Source organism: Streptomyces sp. NPDC086147, assembly GCF_040702165.1.
Classification (GTDB): Bacteria; Actinomycetota; Actinomycetes; order Streptomycetales; family Streptomycetaceae; genus Streptomyces.
Map to the genome: position 1 here is coordinate 234,155 of NZ_JBFBJO010000001.1, position 19,449 is coordinate 253,603.

Consider the following 19,449-nt stretch of genomic DNA (forward strand, 5'->3'; position numbering starts at 1 on the left):
CAATGCACGGAACTGCTGTAATCGTTCCCATGGCGCATGAGTACAGGTCACAGCCCCGGCTGTCACCGAACAGTAACGAAGAAGACATGGGACCGCTGCTCGCGCCCCGGCTCGCCTACTTCGCCGCCGTCGCCCGGCACGAGCACGTGACCCGGGCCGCGGCCGAGATGGGCGTCCCGCAGTCCACGCTCTCCCGGGCGATGGTCCGGCTCGAACAGGACCTCGGCGTCGCCCTCTTCGCCCGCCGGGGCCGCACGGTCTCCCTCACCCCGGCCGGCCGCCGCTTCCTCACCGCCGCCGAGCGGGCCCTCGCCGAGGTGGAGCGGGCCGCCGACACCGTACGCGCCGACGCCGACCCGGCCGCCGGACGGGTCGCCTTCGGGTTCCTGCACACCATGGGCTCCGAGACCGTCCCCGGGCTCATCCGCGCCTTCCGGGTCGACCACCCCCGGGTCCGCTTCACCCTGGTCCAGAACTACGGCGAGGCGATGATCGAACGGCTGCGGGCCGGCGACCTCGACCTCTGCCTGACCTCACCGGTGCCGGACGCGCCCGACCTGGTGGCCCGGCGCCTCGACGAGCAGCGGCTGCGGCTCGTCGTCCCGGACGACCACCGGCTCGCGGGCCGCAAGCGGGTGCGCCTCGCGGAGGCCGCCGACGAGACCTTCGTGACCCTGGAACCGGGGTACGGGCTGCGCCGGATCACCGACGACCTGTGCGCGGAGGCCGGGTTCAAGCCCCGGGTGGCCTTCGAGGGCGAGGAGGCCGAGACCCTGCGCGGCCTGGTCGCCGCCGGCCTCGGCGTCGCCCTGCTGCCCCCGCCTGCCGTTCCCCGGCCCGGCGTCGTCGAACTGACCGTCACCGCCCCGCGCGCGGTCCGCGAGATCGGCGTCGCCTGGCTCGACGGCCACCCGGACACGGCCCCGGTGGCCGCCTTCAAGAAGTTCCTCCTGGGCCGGCGCGGCCACCTCCTCCCGAAGGAGCCCTCACCGGCGGAGTGAGGCCGTCACTTCCGCCGCGCGCCCCCGAACCCCGCCGCCAGCGGCATCCGCAGGCCGAGCGGCGGGGGCGCGGCGAAGGCGTCGGTCAGCGGGCGGGCGACCGGCCGGGAGAAGAGGGCGCCGAGGACGAAGTCGGCGGCCAGGGCCCGGACCTCGTCCGCGTACTGGCGCAGCCCGTGCCCGTCCGAGTGCACCTCGAAGCGGCAGGTCTCCCGGTTCGCCTTCTTCGCCCGCTGGGCGAAGCGGAACGACAGCTCCGGGTCCGTACGGGCGTCGTTCGTGCCGTGCACGAGCAGCACCCGGCGCCCCACGAGCTGCCGCACCGGCTCCGGCTCGGCCGCCACGTCGTCCTCCGGCAGCCAGGGGGCGAGCGCCAGGACCGCGCCGACCGCCTCCTCCCCGGCCGCCCGCAGCGCGGCCCGCCCGCCGAGCCCGTGCCCGGCCAGGCAGACCGGGACGTCGCCGTAGCGCCGTACCGCCTCCGCGACCGCCCAGGAGGCGTCCGCCGCGAGGTCCGCGTCCGCGCCGTTCCAGCCGCGCGCCCGGTAGCGCACCACGTGCGCGACGAGCCCCTCGGTCCGGCCCGCCCGCACCAGGGCGCGCCCGAGCGGGACCATCGCCGCGTGGGCCCGCGCGGAGGCCCGCCGCCTCGACGACGGCTCGCCGTCCGGGAGCAGCAGCACCACGCCGCCCACCGCCGACGTGCCGGAACCTGCGACGGACCGTCCGAGCCGGGGTCTCCGTGCGTCGGGCGGCCCCACGAGTGCGAAGTGCGCCATGGCAGAACAGTCTCAGAATCGGAGGTGTACGCCAGCCGTACGCACGGTCACTGTTGCGTATCGCCGCGTCCGCCTCGAACGGTCGTGCCCGGCAAGCCCGTTCGAGCCCGAGGGGGTGTCACCGCGGACGCACGGGAAGTCGGGCGCCACGAGGGGCGCTCTACGCGCGTAGGGGCTAGAGTGCGGCAATGACGAGCCAGACCCACAGCGTCCCCACCGCGGACCAGATCCGCCGCGCCCCGAAGGTGCTGCTCCACGACCACCTCGACGGCGGGCTGCGCCCCGGCACGATCATCGAACTCGCCCGCGAGCAGGGCTACGAGGACCTTCCCGAGACCGAACCCGACAAGCTCGGCGTCTGGTTCCGGGAGGCCGCCGACTCCGGGTCCCTGGAGCGGTACCTGGAGACCTTCGCGCACACCTGCGCCGTCATGCAGACCCGGGAGGCCCTCTTCCGCGTCGCCGCCGAGTGCGCCGTCGACCTCGCCGAGGACGGCGTCGTGTACGCGGAGGTCCGCTACGCCCCCGAACAGCACCTGGAGGGCGGCCTCACCCTCGAAGAGGTCGTCGAGGCCGTCAACGCGGGCTTCCGCGAGGGCGAGCGGCTGGCCAGGGCGAACGGCCACCGCATCCGGGTCGGCGCCCTGCTCACCGCCATGCGGCACGCCGCCCGCTCCCTGGAGATCGCCGAACTCGCCAACGCCTACCGCGACTCCGGCGTCGTCGGCTTCGACATCGCGGGCGCCGAGGCCGGCTACCCGCCCACCCGCCACCTCGACGCCTTCGAGTACCTCAAGCGGGAGAACAACCACTTCACGATCCACGCCGGCGAGGCCTTCGGGCTGCCCTCCATCTGGCAGGCGCTCCAGTGGTGCGGCGCCGACCGCCTCGGCCACGGCGTCCGGATCATCGACGACATCGAGGTCGCGGACGACGGCTCGGTGAAGCTGGGGCGGCTCGCCGCCTACGTCCGCGACAAGCGGATCCCCCTGGAGATGTGCCCCTCCTCCAACCTCCAGACCGGCGCCGCCGCCTCGATCGGCGAGCACCCCATCGGGCTGCTCCGCACCCTGCACTTCCGCGCCACGGTCAACACCGACAACCGCCTCATGAGCGGCACCAGCATGAGCCGGGAATTCGAGCTGCTGACCGAGGCATTCGATTACACGCTCGACGACATGCAGTGGTTCACGGTCAATGCGATGAAATCAGCGTTCATTCCTTTCGATGAACGACTCGCCATGATCAATGAGGTCATCAAGCCCGGATACGCCGAGCTCCGGTCCGAATGGCTGTTCCAGCAGACCGCCGCGACCAGCGGATCTTCTGGTACGGAGGGCTGAACGGAACCCTCGTGGAGGGACGGAGGCGGCCGGGGAGGCACGACACCCGGCCGCTTTCCGGTGTTTGCGGCGGGGTCCACCGCTGGTTAGGTTGCGGAGCCGCTCTGCATTCCCCGTTCCCCGGATTTCCCCGCACGGCTTTCCCGAAGCCCCCGGATTCCCCCAAGGAAGATTCCCAGATGAAGCAGTCCGCCAAGAAGCTCGGTGTCGTCGCCCTCGGTGCCGCTTTCGCCGCTGCCGCCGCCGGCACGGCCTCCGCCGCCCCGGTCGCGCCCGCCGCCCCCGACGCGCTCGGCCTGGTGACCCAGACCGTGCCGCTGGGCGACGGCCTCACCGAGCTCCCCGACGGTGCCGCCGAGTCCCTCGGCGCCGGGCAGGGCGCCCTCGGCCAAGGCCTGGACCAGGTCACCCGGACCCTCCCGGCCGCCGCCGGCCAGGCCACCCAGAACCTCCCGCTCGCCTCCGCCACCGGCGCCCTCGGTGCCGCCCCGGTCGGCGGCCTCCTCGGCGGCCTGCCGCTGAACGGCCTCCCCCTGAACGGCCTGCCGCTCGGCTGACCCGGCCCGCGAGGCCCCGTACGCACACGCCGTACGACCCCGTACGCACGCCGAAGGGGCGCGCACCCGGAACCATCCCGGGCGCGCGCCCCTTCGGCGCGTGTCGGCGGCCCTACCAGGCCGTGCTCGCCGTCTTCCGCTCCGACGGCAGCAGCAGCCACAGCGCCGCGTAGAGCAGGAACTGCGGGCCCGGCAGCAGGCAGGACACCAGGAAGATCAGACGCATCGTCGTCGCGGAGGTGCCGAAGCGCCGGGCGAGCGCCGCGCACACACCGCCGATCACGCGTCCGTCACGGGGGCGGATGAGTGCGGCCATGGTGGGCTCCTTCAAGGTCGGTCCGGGAGCCGCTCCTCCGGGCTCCCGATGACTCCATACTGCCGTCGTGAAGGGGGACGAAACGTCGGTCTACCGGGCGATCGGGACCCTGGAAATCGTCGGGGTCGCACCCTGAGAACCCTCGTTCCGCAGCAGGGCGGAACCCCGGCCCCGGCCCGTCCCTCCGGAGGACCCCGGCCGGCCCGCCCCCGACCTGCGGCGCAGCCAGGTCCGCCCGGCCGGCACGAGGAGGAGGTGCGCGAGCACCACGCCCGCCGTGTTCAGGAGGACCGAGTCCACGTCCACGACCTGCCCCGGCACCGCGGTCTGCAACAGCTCCACCGCGAGCGACACCAGGGCCCCGGCGGCCGCCGTCCGGACCAGGGAGGCCCAGCCGGGCACGTCGAGCCGCCCGTCGGCCATCGGGAGCAGCACCCCCAGCGGGGCGAGCAGCAGCAGGCCCTCGCCGATCAGCCGGGCCGCCTCGGCGGAGCCCAGCGCGAGATCGGCCCGGAGGCCGTCCAGGGGGATCGTGTTCGGCGCGGTCACCCAGGCCACGTCCCGTGGGCGCAGGCTGACCCAGGCGACGAGCAGCAGATGCGCGAGGAGGAGGACGAACCCCGTCGCGCGGACGACCACGGCGGCACTGCCGCCCGAACCTTGACGCTGCACGCCCCCCAAGACGTGCCCGGGAGCGGAATCGGTTCCGCCGCGGGGCGACTCAGCCGGTCGGGGCCGCGGGGGGCGACCCCGGGACCGGCCCCGAGGGCGAGGCCGTCGCGGTCGCCGGCGGGGCCGTCGGCGGGACGGACTCCGGGCGCTCGCGCAGCTCCGCCGTGCAGCGGTAGCGCTTCGGCGCGTACGGACCGGGGCCGCCGAGCAGGACCGTGCGGTCGCCCGCGCCCGCCGAGCTCTCCCCGAAGGAGCAGACGAGCTGCGACAGCGCGACCGGCGCCAGGTCCTCCGGCTGCCGGCTCAGCCGCAGCGTGCCCACCGGGTCGCCCCGGTACCCGCCGCCCACCGTCAGCGGACCGCGCACCGCGGTCGTGAACCCGGCCCGCCGCTCGTCCTCCGACGGCGCCGCGAGGAGCTGCGCGAGCAGCAGCCGGGCCGTCCGCACCGGATCGGCGTCCGCCTTCCCCTCCGGCAGCGGCGACCGGCGGTCCACCGACTCCAGCTGCGAGCCGCAGACCAGGAACACCCGGACCGGCACGCCCGGGACCGAGGTCCCCGAGGCGCCGTCCTCGGCCGTCCTGCACGGCACCCGGGACGGGGCCGCGCCCGCGTCCACCGGGACCGACGTCGTCCTGATCCCGCATCCGGCGACCAGGGCGGCGAGCGCGAGCGCACCGGCCGCGCGCCCGAGGGTACGGTGCCTCACGCTTCCTCCACCTCTCCCCGACCGCTGCGGGTCCGCACCTCGCTGGTGATCCCGGAGGCGTCCAGGGGCAGCCGCAGCACGAACACCGCGCCGTCGACCTCCCCGTCCCCGCCCACCGAGTTCGAGGCCGTGATCGAACCGCCGTGGATCAGTGCGTTCTCCATGGCGATCGACAGGCCGAGACCGCTGCCGTCGGAGCGCGGCCGGGACGCGCTGGCCTTGTAGAAGCGGTCGAAGACGTGCGGCAGCACCTCCTCGGGGATGCCGGGGCCGTGGTCGCGGACCGCGATGACCAGCTCCCCGTCCTCCGTGCGCACCGACACCCGCACCGGCGAACCGCCGTGCTTGAGCGCGTTCCCGATCAGGTTCGCCAGGATCACGTCGAGCCGGCGCGGATCGAGCGGCACCACGATCCCGCGCTCGGCGTCCAGGTCCACCGCGTCCAGCCACGCGCGCGCGTCCACGCACGCGGTGATCTGGTCGGCGATGTCCACCTCGTCGAGGACGAGCCGCGCGGTGCCCGCGTCGAAGCGGGTCACCTCCATCAGGTTCTCCACCAGGTCGTTCAGCCGCCGGGTCTCGCTCACCACGAGCGCCACCGCCGGCGCGATCATCGGGTCCAGGGAGTCCTGCTCGTCCTCCAGGACCTCCGTGACGGCCGTCAGCGCGGTCAGCGGGGTCCGCAGCTCGTGCGACATGTCGGCCACGAAGCGGCGGCTGGACTCCTCCCGCGCGCTCATGTCCGCGACCTTCTTCTGCAACGACTCGGCCGCCCCGTTGAACGTACGGGTCAGATCGGCCAGTTCGTCCGCGCCGGTCACCCGCAGCCGGGTGTCCAGCTTGCCCTCGCCGAGCTGCCGGGCCGCCTCCCCGAGCCGGTGCACCGGACGCAGCACGGTCGTCGCCGCGACCTGCGCGAGCAGCACCGAACCGGCCACCGCGAGCGCGGTGGCGATCCCGAGCGACCAGGCCAGCGAGTTCAGGTCGGCCTTCTCCGCCGCCAGCGACTTGAACATGTAGCCGGCCGGACCGCCGCCGTCGATCCGCACTCCGCCGACCAGGTACGGCGTCCCATTCCGCTCCGTCCGCTGCCAGAACAGGTGGTACGGGTACGGGTTGGCGTCCGTCACCGGCCGCCGGGTGTCCACGGCGTCGCGCAGCGGACGCGGCACGTCGGCCAGGGTGAAGTCGTCCGGGTCCGAGGCGCCCACGATCGGCTTGCCCTCGTCCCGCTCGCCGAGCAGCAGCACCTGGTAGCCGGCGCTGCCGCTCGCCATCTGCTCGGCGGTCCGCCGCAGGTCCTCCTGGCCGGGCCGCAGCGGCAGCGTCGCCACCCGGTTCTGCATCTCCTGCCGGAAGTCGTTGAGCGCCCCGTCCTGGGTGCGGGTGAGCACCGCCTCGCGGTTGAGCCAGTACGCGATGCCGGAGGCGGCGACGGCCGCGGTGAGCGCGACCAGGGCGAAGACGACGACGAGCCGCAGGCGCAGGCTGGAGAGGCGCAGCCGCGCGAGGATCCCTCGGCTCACGCAGGGACGTCCAGCCGGTAGCCGACGCCGCGCACGGTGCGGATCAGGGTCGGCGAGGACGGCACGTCCTCCACCTTGGCGCGCAGCCGCTGCACACAGGCGTCGACGAGCCGCGAGTCGCCCAGGTAGTCGTGCTCCCACACGAGCCGCAGCAACTGCTGCCGGGACAGCGCCTGTCCGGGCCGCCGGCTCAGCTCCAGGAGCAGCCGCAGCTCGGTCGGGGTGAGCTGGAGGTCCTCGCCGTTCTTGGTGACCGTCATCGCCGACCGGTCGATGACCAGCGAGCCGTACGTCGCCGAGTCCGTCGACTCCCGCTCCCCGCGCCGCAGCACGGCCCGGATGCGGGCGTCCAGCACCCGGCCCTGCACGGGCTTGACGACGTAGTCGTCGGCCCCGGACTCCAGGCCCACGACCACGTCGATGTCGTCGCTGCGCGCGGTCAGCAGGATGATCGGCAGCTGATCGGTCCGGCGGATCCGCCGGCAGACCTCGAAGCCGTCGATGCCGGGCAGCATGACGTCGAGCACGACCAGATCCGGCCGCTGCTCGCGCAGCAGCTGGAGACCGTCCTCGCCCGTGGCGGCGGTGGCCACCCGGTGGCCCTGCCGGGACAGGGACAGTTCGAGGGCCGTGCGGATGGCGTCGTCGTCCTCGATCAGCAACAGAAAAGGCACGACAGCATTCTGTCTCATTCGGCCCTCCGAGTTCGACCGTCAAGGTGATGCCCGCCGCCACGCTTCCTCGACGGCCCCTGTGACACGCCTGTGACAGTCGGCGGACAACGCCATGAAGTCCCCCGGGCAAGCTTCTTGGCACACGGACCGAAACACACTCCAGCCGACGGGGGGCGCGAGATGAACGCACTGCACAGCACCAGCTCAAGCGCAGTTGTCACGCGTCTCCACGACGTCGTGCGGAGCACGGAGAAGTCCGGCGCGGTGACCGGGGGTACCTCCCTGCTCGAGCGAAGCCGAGAGCTTGGGGGAGGACGGGGGTGCGTTCGCAGCGTCGGACGTCAGCGCAAGGCGCCGTACATGGTGGCCGTCGCTGACGGGGGAGCGGTGTACGGGGAGGCCACGGGGGAACGCCCCAGCTGTTCGGAGGCCGAGTTCACGGCCTACGTCCAGGAGCGTCGGGCCTCCCTGTACGCCACCGCCTACCACCTCACCGGTGACCGTTTCGAGGCCGAGGACCTGCTCCAGAGCGCGCTGTTCTCCACGTACCGCGCCTGGGACCGGATCAGCGACAAGGCCGCGGTCGGCGGGTACCTCCGCCGGACCATGACCAATCTGCACATCAGCGCCTGGCGCCGCCGCAAGCTCAACGAGTACCCCACCGAGGAGCTGCCGGAGACGGTCGGCGAGACGGACGCGATGCGGGGCACGGAGCTGCGCGCGGTCCTGTGGCAGGCGCTGGCCCGGCTGCCCGAGCTCCAGCGCACGATGCTGGTGCTCCGGTACTACGAGGGCCGGACCGATCCGGAGATCGCGGAGATCCTGGACATCAGTGTCGGCACGGTGAAGTCGAGCATCTGGCGCTCGCTGCGGCGACTGCGCGAGGACGAGGTGCTGAGCTTCGGCCGTGACGAGGAGGAGTCCTTCGGCGAGCTGGTGGCCTGAAGGCTGGGGGGAAAGACCCCCGGGAGCCCACGGGGGAAACGGGGCTCGCGGGGGACCACGGGGGAACGTGGGGGGACCGTACGGGGGTACGGGGGAAAAGGAAGAAGCGGATCGTACGGGCCCGGGGGTCTCGTACGGTCCGCTTCTTGCGTGTCGGGGGAAAGCCCCTACGGGCGGGTGGCCGGGGTGCGGTGACGGCCCGCCGCGGCGGCGGCCAGCCGGCCCAGGGCCTCCGGCTTGGCACAGGGGTGGGCGCCCAGCTCCGCCTGGCGGGCCACGATCGCGCGCTCGGCCCGCATCAGGCGCCAGCCCCGGCGCAGCAGGAACGGCACCGACTTGCGGCCCTCCCTGAGGTCCCGGGCCAGACGGCGGCGGAACGTCGTCGAGGGACGGCCGCGCAGACAGATCGCATCGGCCAGGACGCCGAGGTCGCGGCAGCGGGCCACGATCTCCGCCGCGAAGATCCCCTCCGCCACGAACAGCGGGGTCCGCCCGATGTCCAGCCCCTCCCGGCCCGTCCGGGAGCTGGTGGCGAGGTCGTACACGGGGACGTCGGTCCGCCCCGTACGGCACAGCGCGACGACGGCGGAGACGGCGGCGTCCGCGTCCCAGGACTGCGGCGAGTCCCAGTCGATGTCCGGACTGCCGTCGACGAGCGGGAGCGACGGGTCGTCGTGCTCCTTGTAGAAGTCGTCGAGGCGCAGGACCGGGAGGCCGGTGACGGCGGCGAGGGACGACTTGCCGGAGCCGGAGGGGCCCGTCAGCAGGACGACCCGGGTCGGGATCGGTTGGGAACTCACGGAACACCAGTGTGAGGCATTCCCCCGTGCAGGGGACCCTCAGGGAGGGCGTTGGTATCGGGCGTCACACCTCCACTACTGTCGGTGTCCGCCCGAACACCCCCTGGAAGGAACGCCATGGCGCGTCACGCAGCCCCCAGCACCTCCCGTCGCAGCGCCCTGCTCAAGGCCGGACTCACCGTCACGGCGGCGGGCGCCGCGCTGGTCGGCGCGGGGGCCGGGGCCCAGGCCGCCGCCCCGCTGCCGCTGCCGGTCGGCTCCCTGACGCAGACGGACACGGCGGCGGCCGGCGCGGGTGCGCTCAGCGGGGTCGGCCACGCCCTGGGCCCGCTGACCCGGCTCCAGCTCGACCCGCTGGCCAACACCGGCGTCGACCCCCTCGACAACGGACTCGGCACCCAGGTCGCCGACTTCAAGCCGGTCGGCACGAACCTGGTCACCGACCACCTCACCAAGGGCGGGGCCGTGGCGGACCTGCCGGTGGTCGGACCGCTGTCGCAGGGGCTGCTCCCGTAACGCGGACGTGCGGAAGGGCCCCCGGGGTCGTCCCGGGGGCCCTTGCCGTACGCGTCTTCTAGTACGAGGAGCCGGAGGCGCCCAGGCTGCCCGTCGGGTGCCAGACCGTCTTCGTCTCCAGGAACGCGGTCATGCGGTCCGTGCCCGGGGACTCCGCGAAGTCCTCGGTGCGGCGGCGCAGCACACGCTTCAGGTTGTCCGCCGCCGCGATCTCAAGCTCGCGGGCGAGGTCGTCGTCGGACGCGCCCGTCAGGTCGATCGCGTTGACGTCCTGGTGGGCCGCGAGGTGCGGGCCCATCTCGGAGGCCTTGCCGGAGAGGATGTTGACCACGCCGCCCGGCAGGTCGGAGGTGGCGAGCACCTCGCCCAGGGAGAGCGCGGGCAGCGGGTACCTCTCGCTCGCGACCACCACGGCCGTGTTGCCCGTCGCGATCACCGGGGCGATCACCGAGACCAGACCGAGGAAGGACGAGTCCTGCGGGGCCAGGACCGTGACGACACCGGTCGGCTCGGGGGTGGAGAGGTTGAAGTACGGGCCCGCGACCGGGTTGGCGCCGCCCACGACCTGGGCGATCTTGTCGGTCCAGCCCGCGTACCAGACCCAGCGGTCGATCGCGGCCTCGACGACCGCAGCCGCCTTGTTCTTGGACAGGCCCTCGGCGTCCGCGACCTCGTGCACGAACTGGCCCTTGCGGCCCTCCAGCATCTCGGCGACGCGGTAGAGGATCTGGCCGCGGTTGTACGCGGTCGCGCCCGCCCAGCCGCCGAAGGCCTTGCGGGCGGCGACGACCGCGTCACGGGCATCCTTGCGGGAGGAGAGCGGGGCGTTCGCCAGCCACTTGCCCTTGGGGTCGGTCACCTCGTACACCCGCCCGCTCTCGGACCGCGGGAACTTCCCGCCCACGTACAGCTTGTAGGTCTTGAAGACGCTCAGACGGTTCACGTCAGACATCGAGGTAGGCCTCCAGACCGTGACGGCCGCCCTCGCGGCCGAAGCCCGACTCCTTGTAGCCGCCGAAGGGCGAGGTCGGGTCGAACTTGTTGAACGTGTTGGCCCAGACGACTCCGGCCCGGAGCTTGTTCGCCACCGCGAGGATGCGGGAGCCCTTCTCCGTCCAGATGCCCGCCGACAGGCCGTACTGGCTGTTGTTGGCCTTCGCCACGGCCTCGTCGGGCGTGCGGAAGGACAGCACCGACAGGACCGGGCCGAAGATCTCGTCGCGGGCGACGGTGTGCGCCTGCGTGACGTTCGTGAAGAGCGTCGGGGCGAACCAGTAGCCGGCGGACGGGATCTCGCAGGCGGCGGTCCAGCGCTCGGCGCCCTCCGCCTCGCCCTGCTCGACCAGGGTGGTGATGCGGGCCAGCTGCTCGGAGGAGTTGATGGCGCCGATGTCGGTGTTCTTGTCCAGCGGGTCGCCGAGGCGGAGGGTGCTCAGGCGGCGCTTGAGGCTGTCGAGCAGCTCGTCCTGGATCGACTCCTGGACCAGGAGGCGCGAGCCCGCGCAGCAGACCTGGCCCTGGTTGAAGAAGATGCCGTTGACGATGCCCTCGACGGCCTGGTCGATCGGGGCGTCGTCGAAGACGATGTTGGCGCCCTTGCCGCCCAGCTCCAGGGTGACCTTCTTGTCCGTGCCCGCGACGGAGCGCGCGATGGCCTTGCCGACGGCGGTCGAGCCGGTGAAGGCGACCTTGTTCACGTCGGGGTGCTCGACGAGCGCGGCGCCGGCGTCCCCGTACCCGGGAAGGATGTTGACGACGCCCTTCGGCAGCCCCGCCTGGCGGCAGACGTCCGCGAAGAACAGGGCGGAGAGCGGGGTCGTCTCGGCCGGCTTCAGGACGACCGTGTTGCCGGTCGCGAGCGCCGGGGCGATCTTCCACGCCAGCATGAGCAGCGGGAAGTTCCACGGGATGACCTGGCCGGCCACGCCCAGCGGCCTCGGGTCCGCGCCGTAGCCCGCGTGGTCGAGCTTGTCGGCCCAGCCCGCGTAGTAGAAGAAGTGCGCGGCGACCAGCGGGAGGTCCGCGTCGCGGGTCTCCTTGATCGGCTTGCCGTTGTCCAGGGTCTCCAGGACGGCCAGCTCGCGGCTGCGCTCCTGGATGATCCGGGCGATCCGGAAGAGGTACTTGGCGCGCTCGGAGCCGGGCAGCGCGGACCACTTCTCGAAGGCCCTGCGGGCGGCCTTGACCGCGCGGTCGACGTCCTCGGCGCCCGCGCGGGCGACCTCGGACAGGACCTCCTCGGTGGAGGGGGAGACGGTCTTGAAGACCTTGCCGTCGGCCGCCTCGACGAACTCGCCGTCGATGAACAGGCCGTAGGAGGGGGCGATGTCGACGACGGACCGGGACTCGGGCGCCGGCGCGTACTCGAATGCGGATGCCATGGTGATCAGTCCACCGTCACGTAGTCGGGGCCGGAGTAGCGGCCGGTCGCCAGCTTCTGGCGCTGCATCAGGAGGTCGTTGAGCAGGCTGGAGGCGCCGAAGCGGAACCAGTGGTTGTCCAGCCAGTCCTCGCCCACGGTCTCGTTGACGAGCACCAGGAACTTGATCGCCTCCTTGGTGTTGCGGATGCCGCCGGCCGGCTTCACGCCGATCTGCACGCCGGTCTGCGCGCGGAAGTCGCGCACGGCCTCCAGCATGAGGAGCGTGTTGGCCGGGGTGGCGTTGACCGCGACCTTGCCGGTCGAGGTCTTGATGAAGTCCGCGCCGGCCATCATGCCGAGCCAGGAGGCGCGGCGGATGTTGTCGTACGTGGACAGCTCGCCGGTCTCGAAGATCACCTTGAGGCGGGCGCGGTCGCCGCACTCCGCCCTGATCGCGGCGATCTGCTCGAAGACCTCCAGGTAGCGACCGGCGAGGAAGGCGCCGCGGTCGATGACCATGTCGATCTCGTCGGCCCCGGCGGCGATGGCGTCGGCGGTGTCGGCGAGCTTCACGGGGAGCGCGGCGCGGCCGGCCGGGAAGGCAGTGGCGACCGAGGCGACCTTGACGCCGGAGCCCGCGAGGACGGCCTTGGCGGTGGCCACCATGTCGGGGTAGACGCAGACGGCGGCGGTCGTCGGGGTCGTGCGGTCGGTCGGATCGGGGTTGACGGCCTTGGCGGCGAGCGCCCGGACCTTGCCCGGGGTGTCCGCGCCTTCGAGCGTCGTCAGGTCGATCATGGAGATGGCCAGGTCGATGGCGTACGCCTTGGCCGTGGTCTTGATCGAGCGGGTGCCGAGGGACGCGGCGCGCGCCTCCAGGCCGACGGCGTCGACGCCGGGCAGCCCGTGGAGGAAGCGGCGCAGCGCACTGTCGGACGTGGTCACGTCGGCGAATGCGGGTGCTGCGGATGCAGTGGTGGGCATGGTCACCAGTCGAGCATATCTACGCGCGTAGCGACCTGTACAGGGGGCGGGGGGTCATGGAGCCCGAGGTCACAGACGGACCTGCGGGAGCGGTCGCCCGCGCCCGGCCCGAACCGCGCCTGGTCGTCCGCGCCCGGCCCGGGCCGCGTCCGATCAGCCGCACCCGGTCCGAACCGCGTCCCGTCGCCCGTGGCGGCGAGTCGGTCGGCGGTCGTCGTTCCGGTGGTGCCGCTCCGGTGGTCGCCGTTCCCCGCGGTCGGCCCCTGCCCGTGCGGGCCGCCCGAGCCCCCGTCCGCCCGCTGAGGCAGAATCGCGGCATGACGACCCCCGAGCCGACCCCCGAGCCGAGCCGCGAGCCCAGCCCCGGGTCGACCCCTGAGCAGCCCTACGCCGACCGGGCCTTCCGGTCGCCCCTCGGGATCGCGAGCGGCGTGTTCCTGCTCGCGCTCACGGCCGTGTTCGCCGGTGACGCGATGGTCCGCGGCGAGGGCCGGGCCCCCTGGCTCGCGCTCGCGGGCCTCGTCCTGGCCGTGCCGCTGATCGTCGCCTTCACGATCCGGCCCGCCGTGTACGCCGACGACCGCCGGCTCCGGGTCCGCAACCCGTTCCGGTCGATCACGCTGCCCTGGGCCTCCGTCGCCGACGTCCGCGCCGGCTACTCCAGCGAGGTCTTCACCCAGGAGGGCGAGAAGTACCAGCTCTGGGCCGTCCCCGTCTCGCTGCGCCAGCGCAAGAAGGCCGCCCGCCGGGCCGCCCGCGCCTCCCAGGACGACCCCCACGGCCGTACCTCCGTCACCGCCGACGTACGGCAGAACGCCGCGCGCACCGCGCCCACCGACCAGACCGTCGCCGACCTGCGCGAGCTCGCCGAGCGGCACGGCGGGAGCCCGGAGGCGCAGGGCGAGCCGCAGGTGCGCTGGGCGTACGAGATCATCGCGCCCGCCGTCGCCGGGCTGCTGCTCCTGGTGATCCTGGGCGCGACGGGCTGAGCGCCCGCCCTCCCGGACACGCGTCGGGGCCGGTACGGAATCCGCTTCCGTACCGGCCCCGACGCATGTACCGGGGGCCTACAGTCCCGCGGCCGCCGACAGGTCCCGCTTGAGCGCGCCGAGCAGCTCCGCCGCCGTGGCGCGGGCCGCCGGCAGCGCGTCCGCGCCGGCCACCGGGACCACGACCTCCAGGTAGCACTTGAGCTTGGGCTCGGTGCCGCTGGGGCGCACGATCACCCGGGCCCGGTAGTCGCCCTCCAGGTGGTAGCGCAGCCCGTCCGTGGGCGGCAGCGCCTCCGTGCCCTTGGTCAGGTCCTCGGCCGAGACCACCGTCAGACCGGCCAGGGAGACCGGCGGGCGCTCGCGCAGCGCGGCCATCGCGTTCGCGATGATCCCCAGGTCCTCGACCCGCACCGACAGCTGGTCCGTGGCGTGCAGCCCGTGCTCCACCGCCAGGTCGTCCAGGAGGTCGGTCAGGGACCGGCCCTCCTCCTTGAGCACCGAGGCCAGCTCGGTGACGAGCAGCGCGGCCGTGACGCCGTCCTTGTCGCGGACGCCCTCCGGGTCGACGCAGTAGCCGAGCGCCTCCTCGTAGCCGTACCGCAGGCCCTCGACGCGGGCGATCCACTTGAAGCCGGTCAGCGTCTCCTCGTACCCGACGCCCGCGGCCTCCGCGATCCGGCCGAGCAGCGAGGACGAGACGATCGACTCGGCGAAGACGCCGGTGACGCCCCTGCGCACCAGGTGCGCGGCGAGCAGCGCGCCGACCTCGTCGCCCCGGAGCATCCGCCAGCCGCCCTCGGCGTCCGGGTCCGGCACGGCCACCGCGCAGCGGTCGGCGTCCGGGTCGTTGGCGATCACCAGGTCCGGGGCCACGGCGCGGGCCGCCTCGAAGGCGAGGTCCATCGCGCCCGGCTCCTCCGGGTTCGGGAAGGCGACCGTCGGGAAGTCCGGGTCCGGGTCGGCCTGCTCGGCCACCAGGGCGGGCGGCGGGAAGCCGGCGCGCGCGAACGCGGCCGTCAGGACGTCCTTGCCGACGCCGTGCATGGCCGTGTAGACGGTCCGCGCGGTACGGGGGGAGCCGGGGGTCAGGACCGCGTCCGTACGCTCCAGGTAGGCGTCGAGCACCTCGTCGCCGAGGGTCTCCCAGCCGTCCTCCGGACGCGGCACGTCGTGCAGCGAGCGGACGGCGGCGATCTCGGCGGCGATCTCCGCGTCGGCGGGCGGCACGATCTGCGAGCCGTCGCCCAGGTAGACCTTGTAGCCGTTGTCGCGCGGCGGGTTGTGGCTCGCGGTCACCTCGACGCCGGCGACGGCGCCCAGATGTCTTATGGCGTACGCGAGGACGGGCGTCGGCAGCGGGCGGGGGAGCAGCGCGGCGCGCAGCCCGGCGCCGGTCATCACGGCGGCGGTGTCGCGGGCGAAGTCGGCGGACTTGTGGCGGGCGTCGTAGCCGATGACGACGAGGCCGCCGTCCTGCCCCTTCGCCCTCAGGTACGCGGCGAGGCCGGCGGCGGCGCGGATGACCACCGAGCGGTTCATCCGCATGGGTCCCGCGCCCAGCTCGCCCCGGAGCCCGGCCGTGCCGAACTGGAGCGTGCCGGCGAACCGGACGGCGAGCTCGTCCGTCGTACCGGCCGCACCGGCCTCGATGAGCCGCGCGAGTTCCTCGCGGGTCTCCTGGTCGGGGTCCTCGTCGAGCCATGCCTGGGCCCGGGTGAGGAGGTCGTCGTCCTGCGTCACGGTGTGCCTTTCGGAGGTGCGGGGCCTTTTGCGGGGCGGGGGGGCCTGGTGCCGGGAGTGGTGGGGCGGGTGTTGGTGGGTGCCGGTGGGTGGGCGGGTGCGTGCGTGCCGCTGCGCGGAGCCTTTCCCCACCCCGCCCCTTCCCGTAACCGGGGCTCCGCCCCGGACCCCGCGCCTCAAACGCCGGCGGGGCTGAACTCCAGCCCGTCCGGCGTTTGAGGACACGGCCGAAGGCCGTACGGGGTCCGGGGGCTCGCCCCCGGTTTCGGGAAGGGGCAGGGTGGGGGAGAGGTCCCGCGCAGCCCGCCCTCGCCGAATCGGCGGTCGGAGGCCGCCACAGCGTCCCGAAGCCCGTTCGGCCCCCAGGGGCCGAACGGTGCGAGGGACGCGAAAAAGGGCTAGATCCGGTCCAGGACCCGCGTCAGCAGTTCGCCCATCCGCGCCGCCGAGTCCCGCCCCGCCTGGAGGACCTCCTCGTGGTTCAGCGGCTCGCCCGAGAGCCCCGCCGCCAGGTTGGTGACGAGCGAGATGCCCAGGACCTCGGCGCCGGCCTCGCGGGCCGCGATGGCCTCCAGGACGGTGGACATGCCGACGAGGTCGCCGCCCATGACGCGGACCATGTTGATCTCGGCCGGGGTTTCGTAGTGCGGGCCGGGGAACTGCACGTAGACGCCCTCTTCGAGGGTCTCGTCGACCTCCTTGCACAGCGCGCGCAGCCGCGGCGAGTACAGGTCGGTGAGGTCCACGAAGTTCGCGCCGACGATCGGCGAGGCCGCCGTCAGGTTGATGTGGTCGCTGATCAGGACCGGCTGGCCGGGGCGCATGCCCTCGCGCAGACCGCCGCAGCCGTTGGTCAGGACGACGGTCTTGCAGCCGGCGGCGACGGCGGTGCGCACGCCGTGGGCGACGGAGGCGACGCCCCGGCCCTCGTAGAAGTGGGTGCGGCCCAGGAAGACCAGGGCGCGCTTCTCGCCGATCTTGTACGAGCGGATCTTGCCGCCGTGGCCCTCGACGACCGGCGGCGGGAAGCCGGGGAGCTCGGTCACCGGGAACTCGGCCTCGGGGGCGCCGAGGGCGTCGACGGCGGGCGCCCAGCCCGAGCCCATGACCAGGGCGACGTCGTGGCTCTCGACTCCGGTCAGCTCGCGAAGGCGTGCGGCAGCGGCCTCGGCGGCCTCGTACGGGGTGGCAGTTGCGTTCACTGACTTCTCTCGCCTCGGGGAGGGGAGTCCGAGGCGGGCCCCGGACGATTTGATACCCGAAGAAGCGTAGCCGGAGAATCCCTACGCGCGTAGATGACGGTGCTGACGGACATGCGATCGTTGTCTTGTCGTTTCCGACGAAAACCGGAGCGTGCCGGTCCGACGACGGGCGGCCGGCGGCCCGGGGGACGGCTCAGCAGGGGCGCTTGCGCAGCTCCATCACGTAGTCGTGCGGCGCGCCCGCCGACTCGGCCGCGTCCGCGATCTCGCCCAGGTAGCGGGCCGACGGGAGCCCGCCCTCGTATCCGTTGAGCACGTACACCCAGGCGGGTTCCTCGCCGTCCAGGGTGTGCGCCCGCACCCGCATGCGCCGGTAGACGTCGAGGCCCACGCCCTCCCAGCGGTCCATGGAGTCCTCGTCCATCGGCGCGATGTCGTACAGGGCCACGAAGACCTGGGAGCGGGGGGCCTCCACGATGGTGGCGAGGGCTCCCTCCCACCCCATCTGCTCCCCGCCGAAGGTGAGCCGCCAGCCGTTCAGCCAGCCGGTCCCGCGCAGCGGGGAGTGCGGTGCGCGGCGGCTCATCAGCCGCGCGTCCAGGTTGCCGGCGAAAGCGGCGTAGAGGGACATGGGACCGAGGGTACGGGAGGGTGCGGAGGGACGGCCCGCCTTCCGGAAGCGCCGCCGGACCCCTTCGGAGGCCCCGCCGCGTGGCCGCGCCTGACGTGCGGGACAATGGGGCACGCACTTGAAGCGTGCGGGACAATGGCGTACGCACTGCACCCCAGCGGGGGGACCCCCCGGCAGAACGAGAGCGCGAGGCGTAGATCCCAGTGACCCGGATCGTGATCATCGGCGGCGGACCCGGCGGATACGAGGCGGCCCTGGTGGGCGCCCAACTCGGCGCGGAGGTGACCGTCGTCGACACCGACGGCCTCGGCGGCGCGTCCGTCCTGACCGACTGCGTCCCCTCCAAGACCCTGATCGCCACCGCCGAGGTGATGACCACCTTCGACTCCTCGTACGAGGAGCTGGGCATCATCGTCGCGGACGACACCCCGCACATCGACCAGGCCGCCCGGGTCGTGGGCGTCGACCTCGGCAAGGTCAACCGGCGGGTGAAGCGCCTCGCGCTCGCCCAGTCCCACGACATCACCGCCTCGGTCACCCGCGCGGGCGCCCGCGTGCTGCGCGGCCGCGGCCGGCTCTCCGGCCGGCAGGCGATGGACGGCTCCCGCCAGGTGGTCGTGACCGCCGCCGACGGCACCGAGGAGACGCTGACCGCGGACGCCGTGCTGATCGCGACCGGCGGCCACCCGCGCGAGGTGCCCGACGCCGCGCCCGACGGCGAGCGCATCCTGAACTGGACCCAGGTCTACGACCTCAAGGAGCTCCCCGAGGAGCTCATCGTGGTCGGCTCCGGCGTCACCGGCGCCGAGTTCGCCGGCGCCTACCAGGCGCTCGGCTCCCGGGTCACCCTGGTCTCCAGCCGCGACCGCGTCCTGCCCGGCGAGGACCCGGACGCCGCCGCCGTCCTGGAGGACGTCTTCCGGCGCCGCGGCATGAACGTCATGGCCCGCTCCCGCGCCCAGTCCGCCAAGCGGGTCGGCGACCGGGTCGAGGTCACCCTCGCGGACGGCCGGGTCATCTCCGGCACCCACTGCCTGATGGCCGTCGGCGCGATCCCGAACTCGGCCGGCATGGGCCTGGAGGAGGCGGGCGTGCGCCTCAAGGACTCCGGGCACATCTGGACCGACCGGGTCTCCCGCACCTCCGCCCCCGGCGTCTACGCGGCCGGCGACGTCACGGGCGTCTTCGCGCTCGCCTCGGTCGCCGCCATGCAGGGCCGGATCGCGATGTACCACTTCCTGGGCGACGCGGTGACCCCGCTCAACCTGAAGACGGTCTCCTCGAACGTCTTCACCGACCCCGAGATCGCCACCGTCGGCTACACCCAGGCCGACGTGGACGCGGGCAAGATCGACGCCAAGGTCGTCAAGCTGCCGCTGCTGCGCAACCCGCGCGCGAAGATGCAGGGCATCCGGGACGGCTTCGTCAAGATCTTCTGCCGTCCGGGCACCGGCATCGTGGTCGGCGGCTGCGTCGTCGCCCCGCGCGCGAGCGAACTGATCCATCCGATCTCGATCGCGGTCGACAACAATCTGACCGTCGAACAGATCGCAAATGCTTTCACCGTGTACCCCTCCCTGTCGGGCTCGATCGCGGAAGTGGCACGGCAGTTGCAGACCCGAAAGTCGGCGGGCGACGCCTAGTCGCCGCGTCCGGCCCGGCTCCCGCCTGCGGGAACGGTTCGCCGACTCGGACAACCC

Annotated in this window: 20 protein-coding genes; 7 read left to right on the top strand and 13 right to left on the bottom strand. The window is 73.3% G+C overall.

Annotated features, from left to right (window positions below; all coding sequences use genetic code 11):
- Window positions 1–29: 29 nt before the first annotated feature.
- Window positions 30–1,001, top strand: coding sequence for a LysR family transcriptional regulator (locus AB0398_RS01160; RefSeq protein ID WP_366371277.1), 972 nt, complete (start codon window positions 30–32; stop codon window positions 999–1,001).
- Window positions 1,002–1,006: 5 nt separating this feature from the next.
- On the opposite strand, the gene AB0398_RS01165 is transcribed toward AB0398_RS01160, so the two are convergent.
- Complete coding sequence (locus AB0398_RS01165; RefSeq protein ID WP_366371278.1) at window positions 1,007–1,780, bottom strand: alpha/beta hydrolase; 774 nt, start codon at window positions 1,778–1,780, stop codon at window positions 1,007–1,009.
- A gap of 188 nt (window positions 1,781–1,968) precedes the next feature.
- Here AB0398_RS01165 and AB0398_RS01170 point away from each other — a divergent pair, with 188 nt between their 5' ends.
- On the top strand, window positions 1,969–3,123 hold the full coding sequence (locus AB0398_RS01170; RefSeq protein ID WP_366371280.1) for an adenosine deaminase: 1,155 nt from the start codon (window positions 1,969–1,971) through the stop codon (window positions 3,121–3,123).
- A gap of 179 nt (window positions 3,124–3,302) precedes the next feature.
- A complete protein-coding gene (locus tag AB0398_RS01175; RefSeq protein ID WP_366371282.1) occupies window positions 3,303–3,680 on the top strand; it encodes a hypothetical protein in 378 nt (125 codons plus the stop codon).
- A 112-nt stretch (window positions 3,681–3,792) separates the two neighbouring features.
- On the opposite strand, the gene AB0398_RS01180 is transcribed toward AB0398_RS01175, so the two are convergent.
- The 5 genes from AB0398_RS01180 to afsQ1 form a co-directional block, all read right to left on the bottom strand.
- Window positions 3,793–3,996: a PspC domain-containing protein gene (locus tag AB0398_RS01180; RefSeq protein ID WP_366371283.1), complete on the bottom strand. Its 204-nt coding sequence runs from the start codon at window positions 3,994–3,996 to the stop codon at window positions 3,793–3,795.
- A gap of 90 nt (window positions 3,997–4,086) precedes the next feature.
- On the bottom strand, window positions 4,087–4,668 hold the full coding sequence (locus AB0398_RS01185) for a VanZ family protein (RefSeq protein ID WP_366371284.1): 582 nt from the start codon (window positions 4,666–4,668) through the stop codon (window positions 4,087–4,089).
- A gap of 49 nt (window positions 4,669–4,717) precedes the next feature.
- Entirely contained in the window at window positions 4,718–5,377 is a 660-nt protein-coding gene (locus AB0398_RS01190; protein ID WP_366371286.1) for a hypothetical protein, read from the bottom strand.
- Window positions 5,374–6,903: a HAMP domain-containing sensor histidine kinase gene (locus AB0398_RS01195; RefSeq protein WP_366371288.1), complete on the bottom strand. Its 1,530-nt coding sequence runs from the start codon at window positions 6,901–6,903 to the stop codon at window positions 5,374–5,376. The genes AB0398_RS01190 and AB0398_RS01195 overlap by 4 nt, the downstream gene beginning before the upstream one ends.
- On the bottom strand, window positions 6,900–7,577 hold the full coding sequence (gene afsQ1, locus AB0398_RS01200; RefSeq protein WP_017239746.1) for a two-component system response regulator AfsQ1: 678 nt from the start codon (window positions 7,575–7,577) through the stop codon (window positions 6,900–6,902). The genes AB0398_RS01195 and afsQ1 overlap by 4 nt, the downstream gene beginning before the upstream one ends.
- Before the next feature lie 180 nt (window positions 7,578–7,757).
- Between afsQ1 and AB0398_RS01205 the strand changes: the two genes are divergently transcribed.
- Window positions 7,758–8,522: a SigE family RNA polymerase sigma factor gene (locus tag AB0398_RS01205; RefSeq protein ID WP_366371290.1), complete on the top strand. Its 765-nt coding sequence runs from the start codon at window positions 7,758–7,760 to the stop codon at window positions 8,520–8,522.
- A gap of 167 nt (window positions 8,523–8,689) precedes the next feature.
- Here the strand turns inward: AB0398_RS01205 and AB0398_RS01210 are convergent, their stop codons facing one another.
- Entirely contained in the window at window positions 8,690–9,322 is a 633-nt protein-coding gene (locus AB0398_RS01210) for an ATP-binding protein (protein ID WP_366371292.1), read from the bottom strand.
- 117 nt (window positions 9,323–9,439) lie between these two features.
- On the opposite strand from AB0398_RS01210, the gene AB0398_RS01215 reads away from it, so the two are divergent.
- Window positions 9,440–9,838 (top strand): hypothetical protein, encoded by a 399-nt coding sequence (locus AB0398_RS01215; protein WP_366371294.1) that lies wholly within the window; start codon window positions 9,440–9,442, stop codon window positions 9,836–9,838.
- A 58-nt stretch (window positions 9,839–9,896) separates the two neighbouring features.
- Here AB0398_RS01215 and AB0398_RS01220 read toward each other — a convergent pair whose 3' ends face one another.
- The 3 genes from AB0398_RS01220 to deoC are packed head-to-tail and all read right to left on the bottom strand — an operon-like array spanning window position 9,897 to window position 13,184.
- Entirely contained in the window at window positions 9,897–10,790 is an 894-nt protein-coding gene (locus AB0398_RS01220; RefSeq protein ID WP_366371296.1) for an aldehyde dehydrogenase family protein, read from the bottom strand.
- Window positions 10,783–12,219, bottom strand: a complete 1,437-nt coding sequence (locus AB0398_RS01225) for an aldehyde dehydrogenase family protein (RefSeq protein WP_366371297.1) — start codon at window positions 12,217–12,219, stop codon at window positions 10,783–10,785. Before AB0398_RS01225 ends, AB0398_RS01220 begins: the two co-directional genes overlap by 8 nt.
- 5 nt (window positions 12,220–12,224) lie before the next feature.
- On the bottom strand, window positions 12,225–13,184 hold the full coding sequence (gene deoC, locus AB0398_RS01230) for a deoxyribose-phosphate aldolase (RefSeq protein WP_366371299.1): 960 nt from the start codon (window positions 13,182–13,184) through the stop codon (window positions 12,225–12,227).
- 317 nt (window positions 13,185–13,501) lie between these two features.
- On the opposite strand from deoC, the gene AB0398_RS01235 reads away from it, so the two are divergent.
- Entirely contained in the window at window positions 13,502–14,173 is a 672-nt protein-coding gene (locus AB0398_RS01235) for a PH domain-containing protein (RefSeq protein WP_366371301.1), read from the top strand.
- 78 nt (window positions 14,174–14,251) lie between these two features.
- Here AB0398_RS01235 and AB0398_RS01240 read toward each other — a convergent pair whose 3' ends face one another.
- The 3 genes from AB0398_RS01240 to AB0398_RS01250 form a co-directional block, all read right to left on the bottom strand.
- On the bottom strand, window positions 14,252–15,916 hold the full coding sequence (locus tag AB0398_RS01240) for a phospho-sugar mutase (RefSeq protein ID WP_366371303.1): 1,665 nt from the start codon (window positions 15,914–15,916) through the stop codon (window positions 14,252–14,254).
- A 398-nt stretch (window positions 15,917–16,314) separates the two neighbouring features.
- Window positions 16,315–17,118: a purine-nucleoside phosphorylase gene (locus tag AB0398_RS01245; protein WP_366371305.1), complete on the bottom strand. Its 804-nt coding sequence runs from the start codon at window positions 17,116–17,118 to the stop codon at window positions 16,315–16,317.
- A 193-nt stretch (window positions 17,119–17,311) separates the two neighbouring features.
- Window positions 17,312–17,749 (bottom strand): gamma-glutamylcyclotransferase, encoded by a 438-nt coding sequence (locus AB0398_RS01250; RefSeq protein ID WP_366371307.1) that lies wholly within the window; start codon window positions 17,747–17,749, stop codon window positions 17,312–17,314.
- A 203-nt stretch (window positions 17,750–17,952) separates the two neighbouring features.
- Between AB0398_RS01250 and AB0398_RS01255 the strand changes: the two genes are divergently transcribed.
- Window positions 17,953–19,392 carry an NAD(P)H-quinone dehydrogenase gene (locus AB0398_RS01255; RefSeq protein WP_366371309.1) on the top strand — a complete coding sequence of 480 codons (1,440 nt, stop codon included), beginning with the start codon at window positions 17,953–17,955 and terminating at the stop codon, window positions 19,390–19,392.
- Window positions 19,393–19,449: the final 57 nt, after the last annotated feature.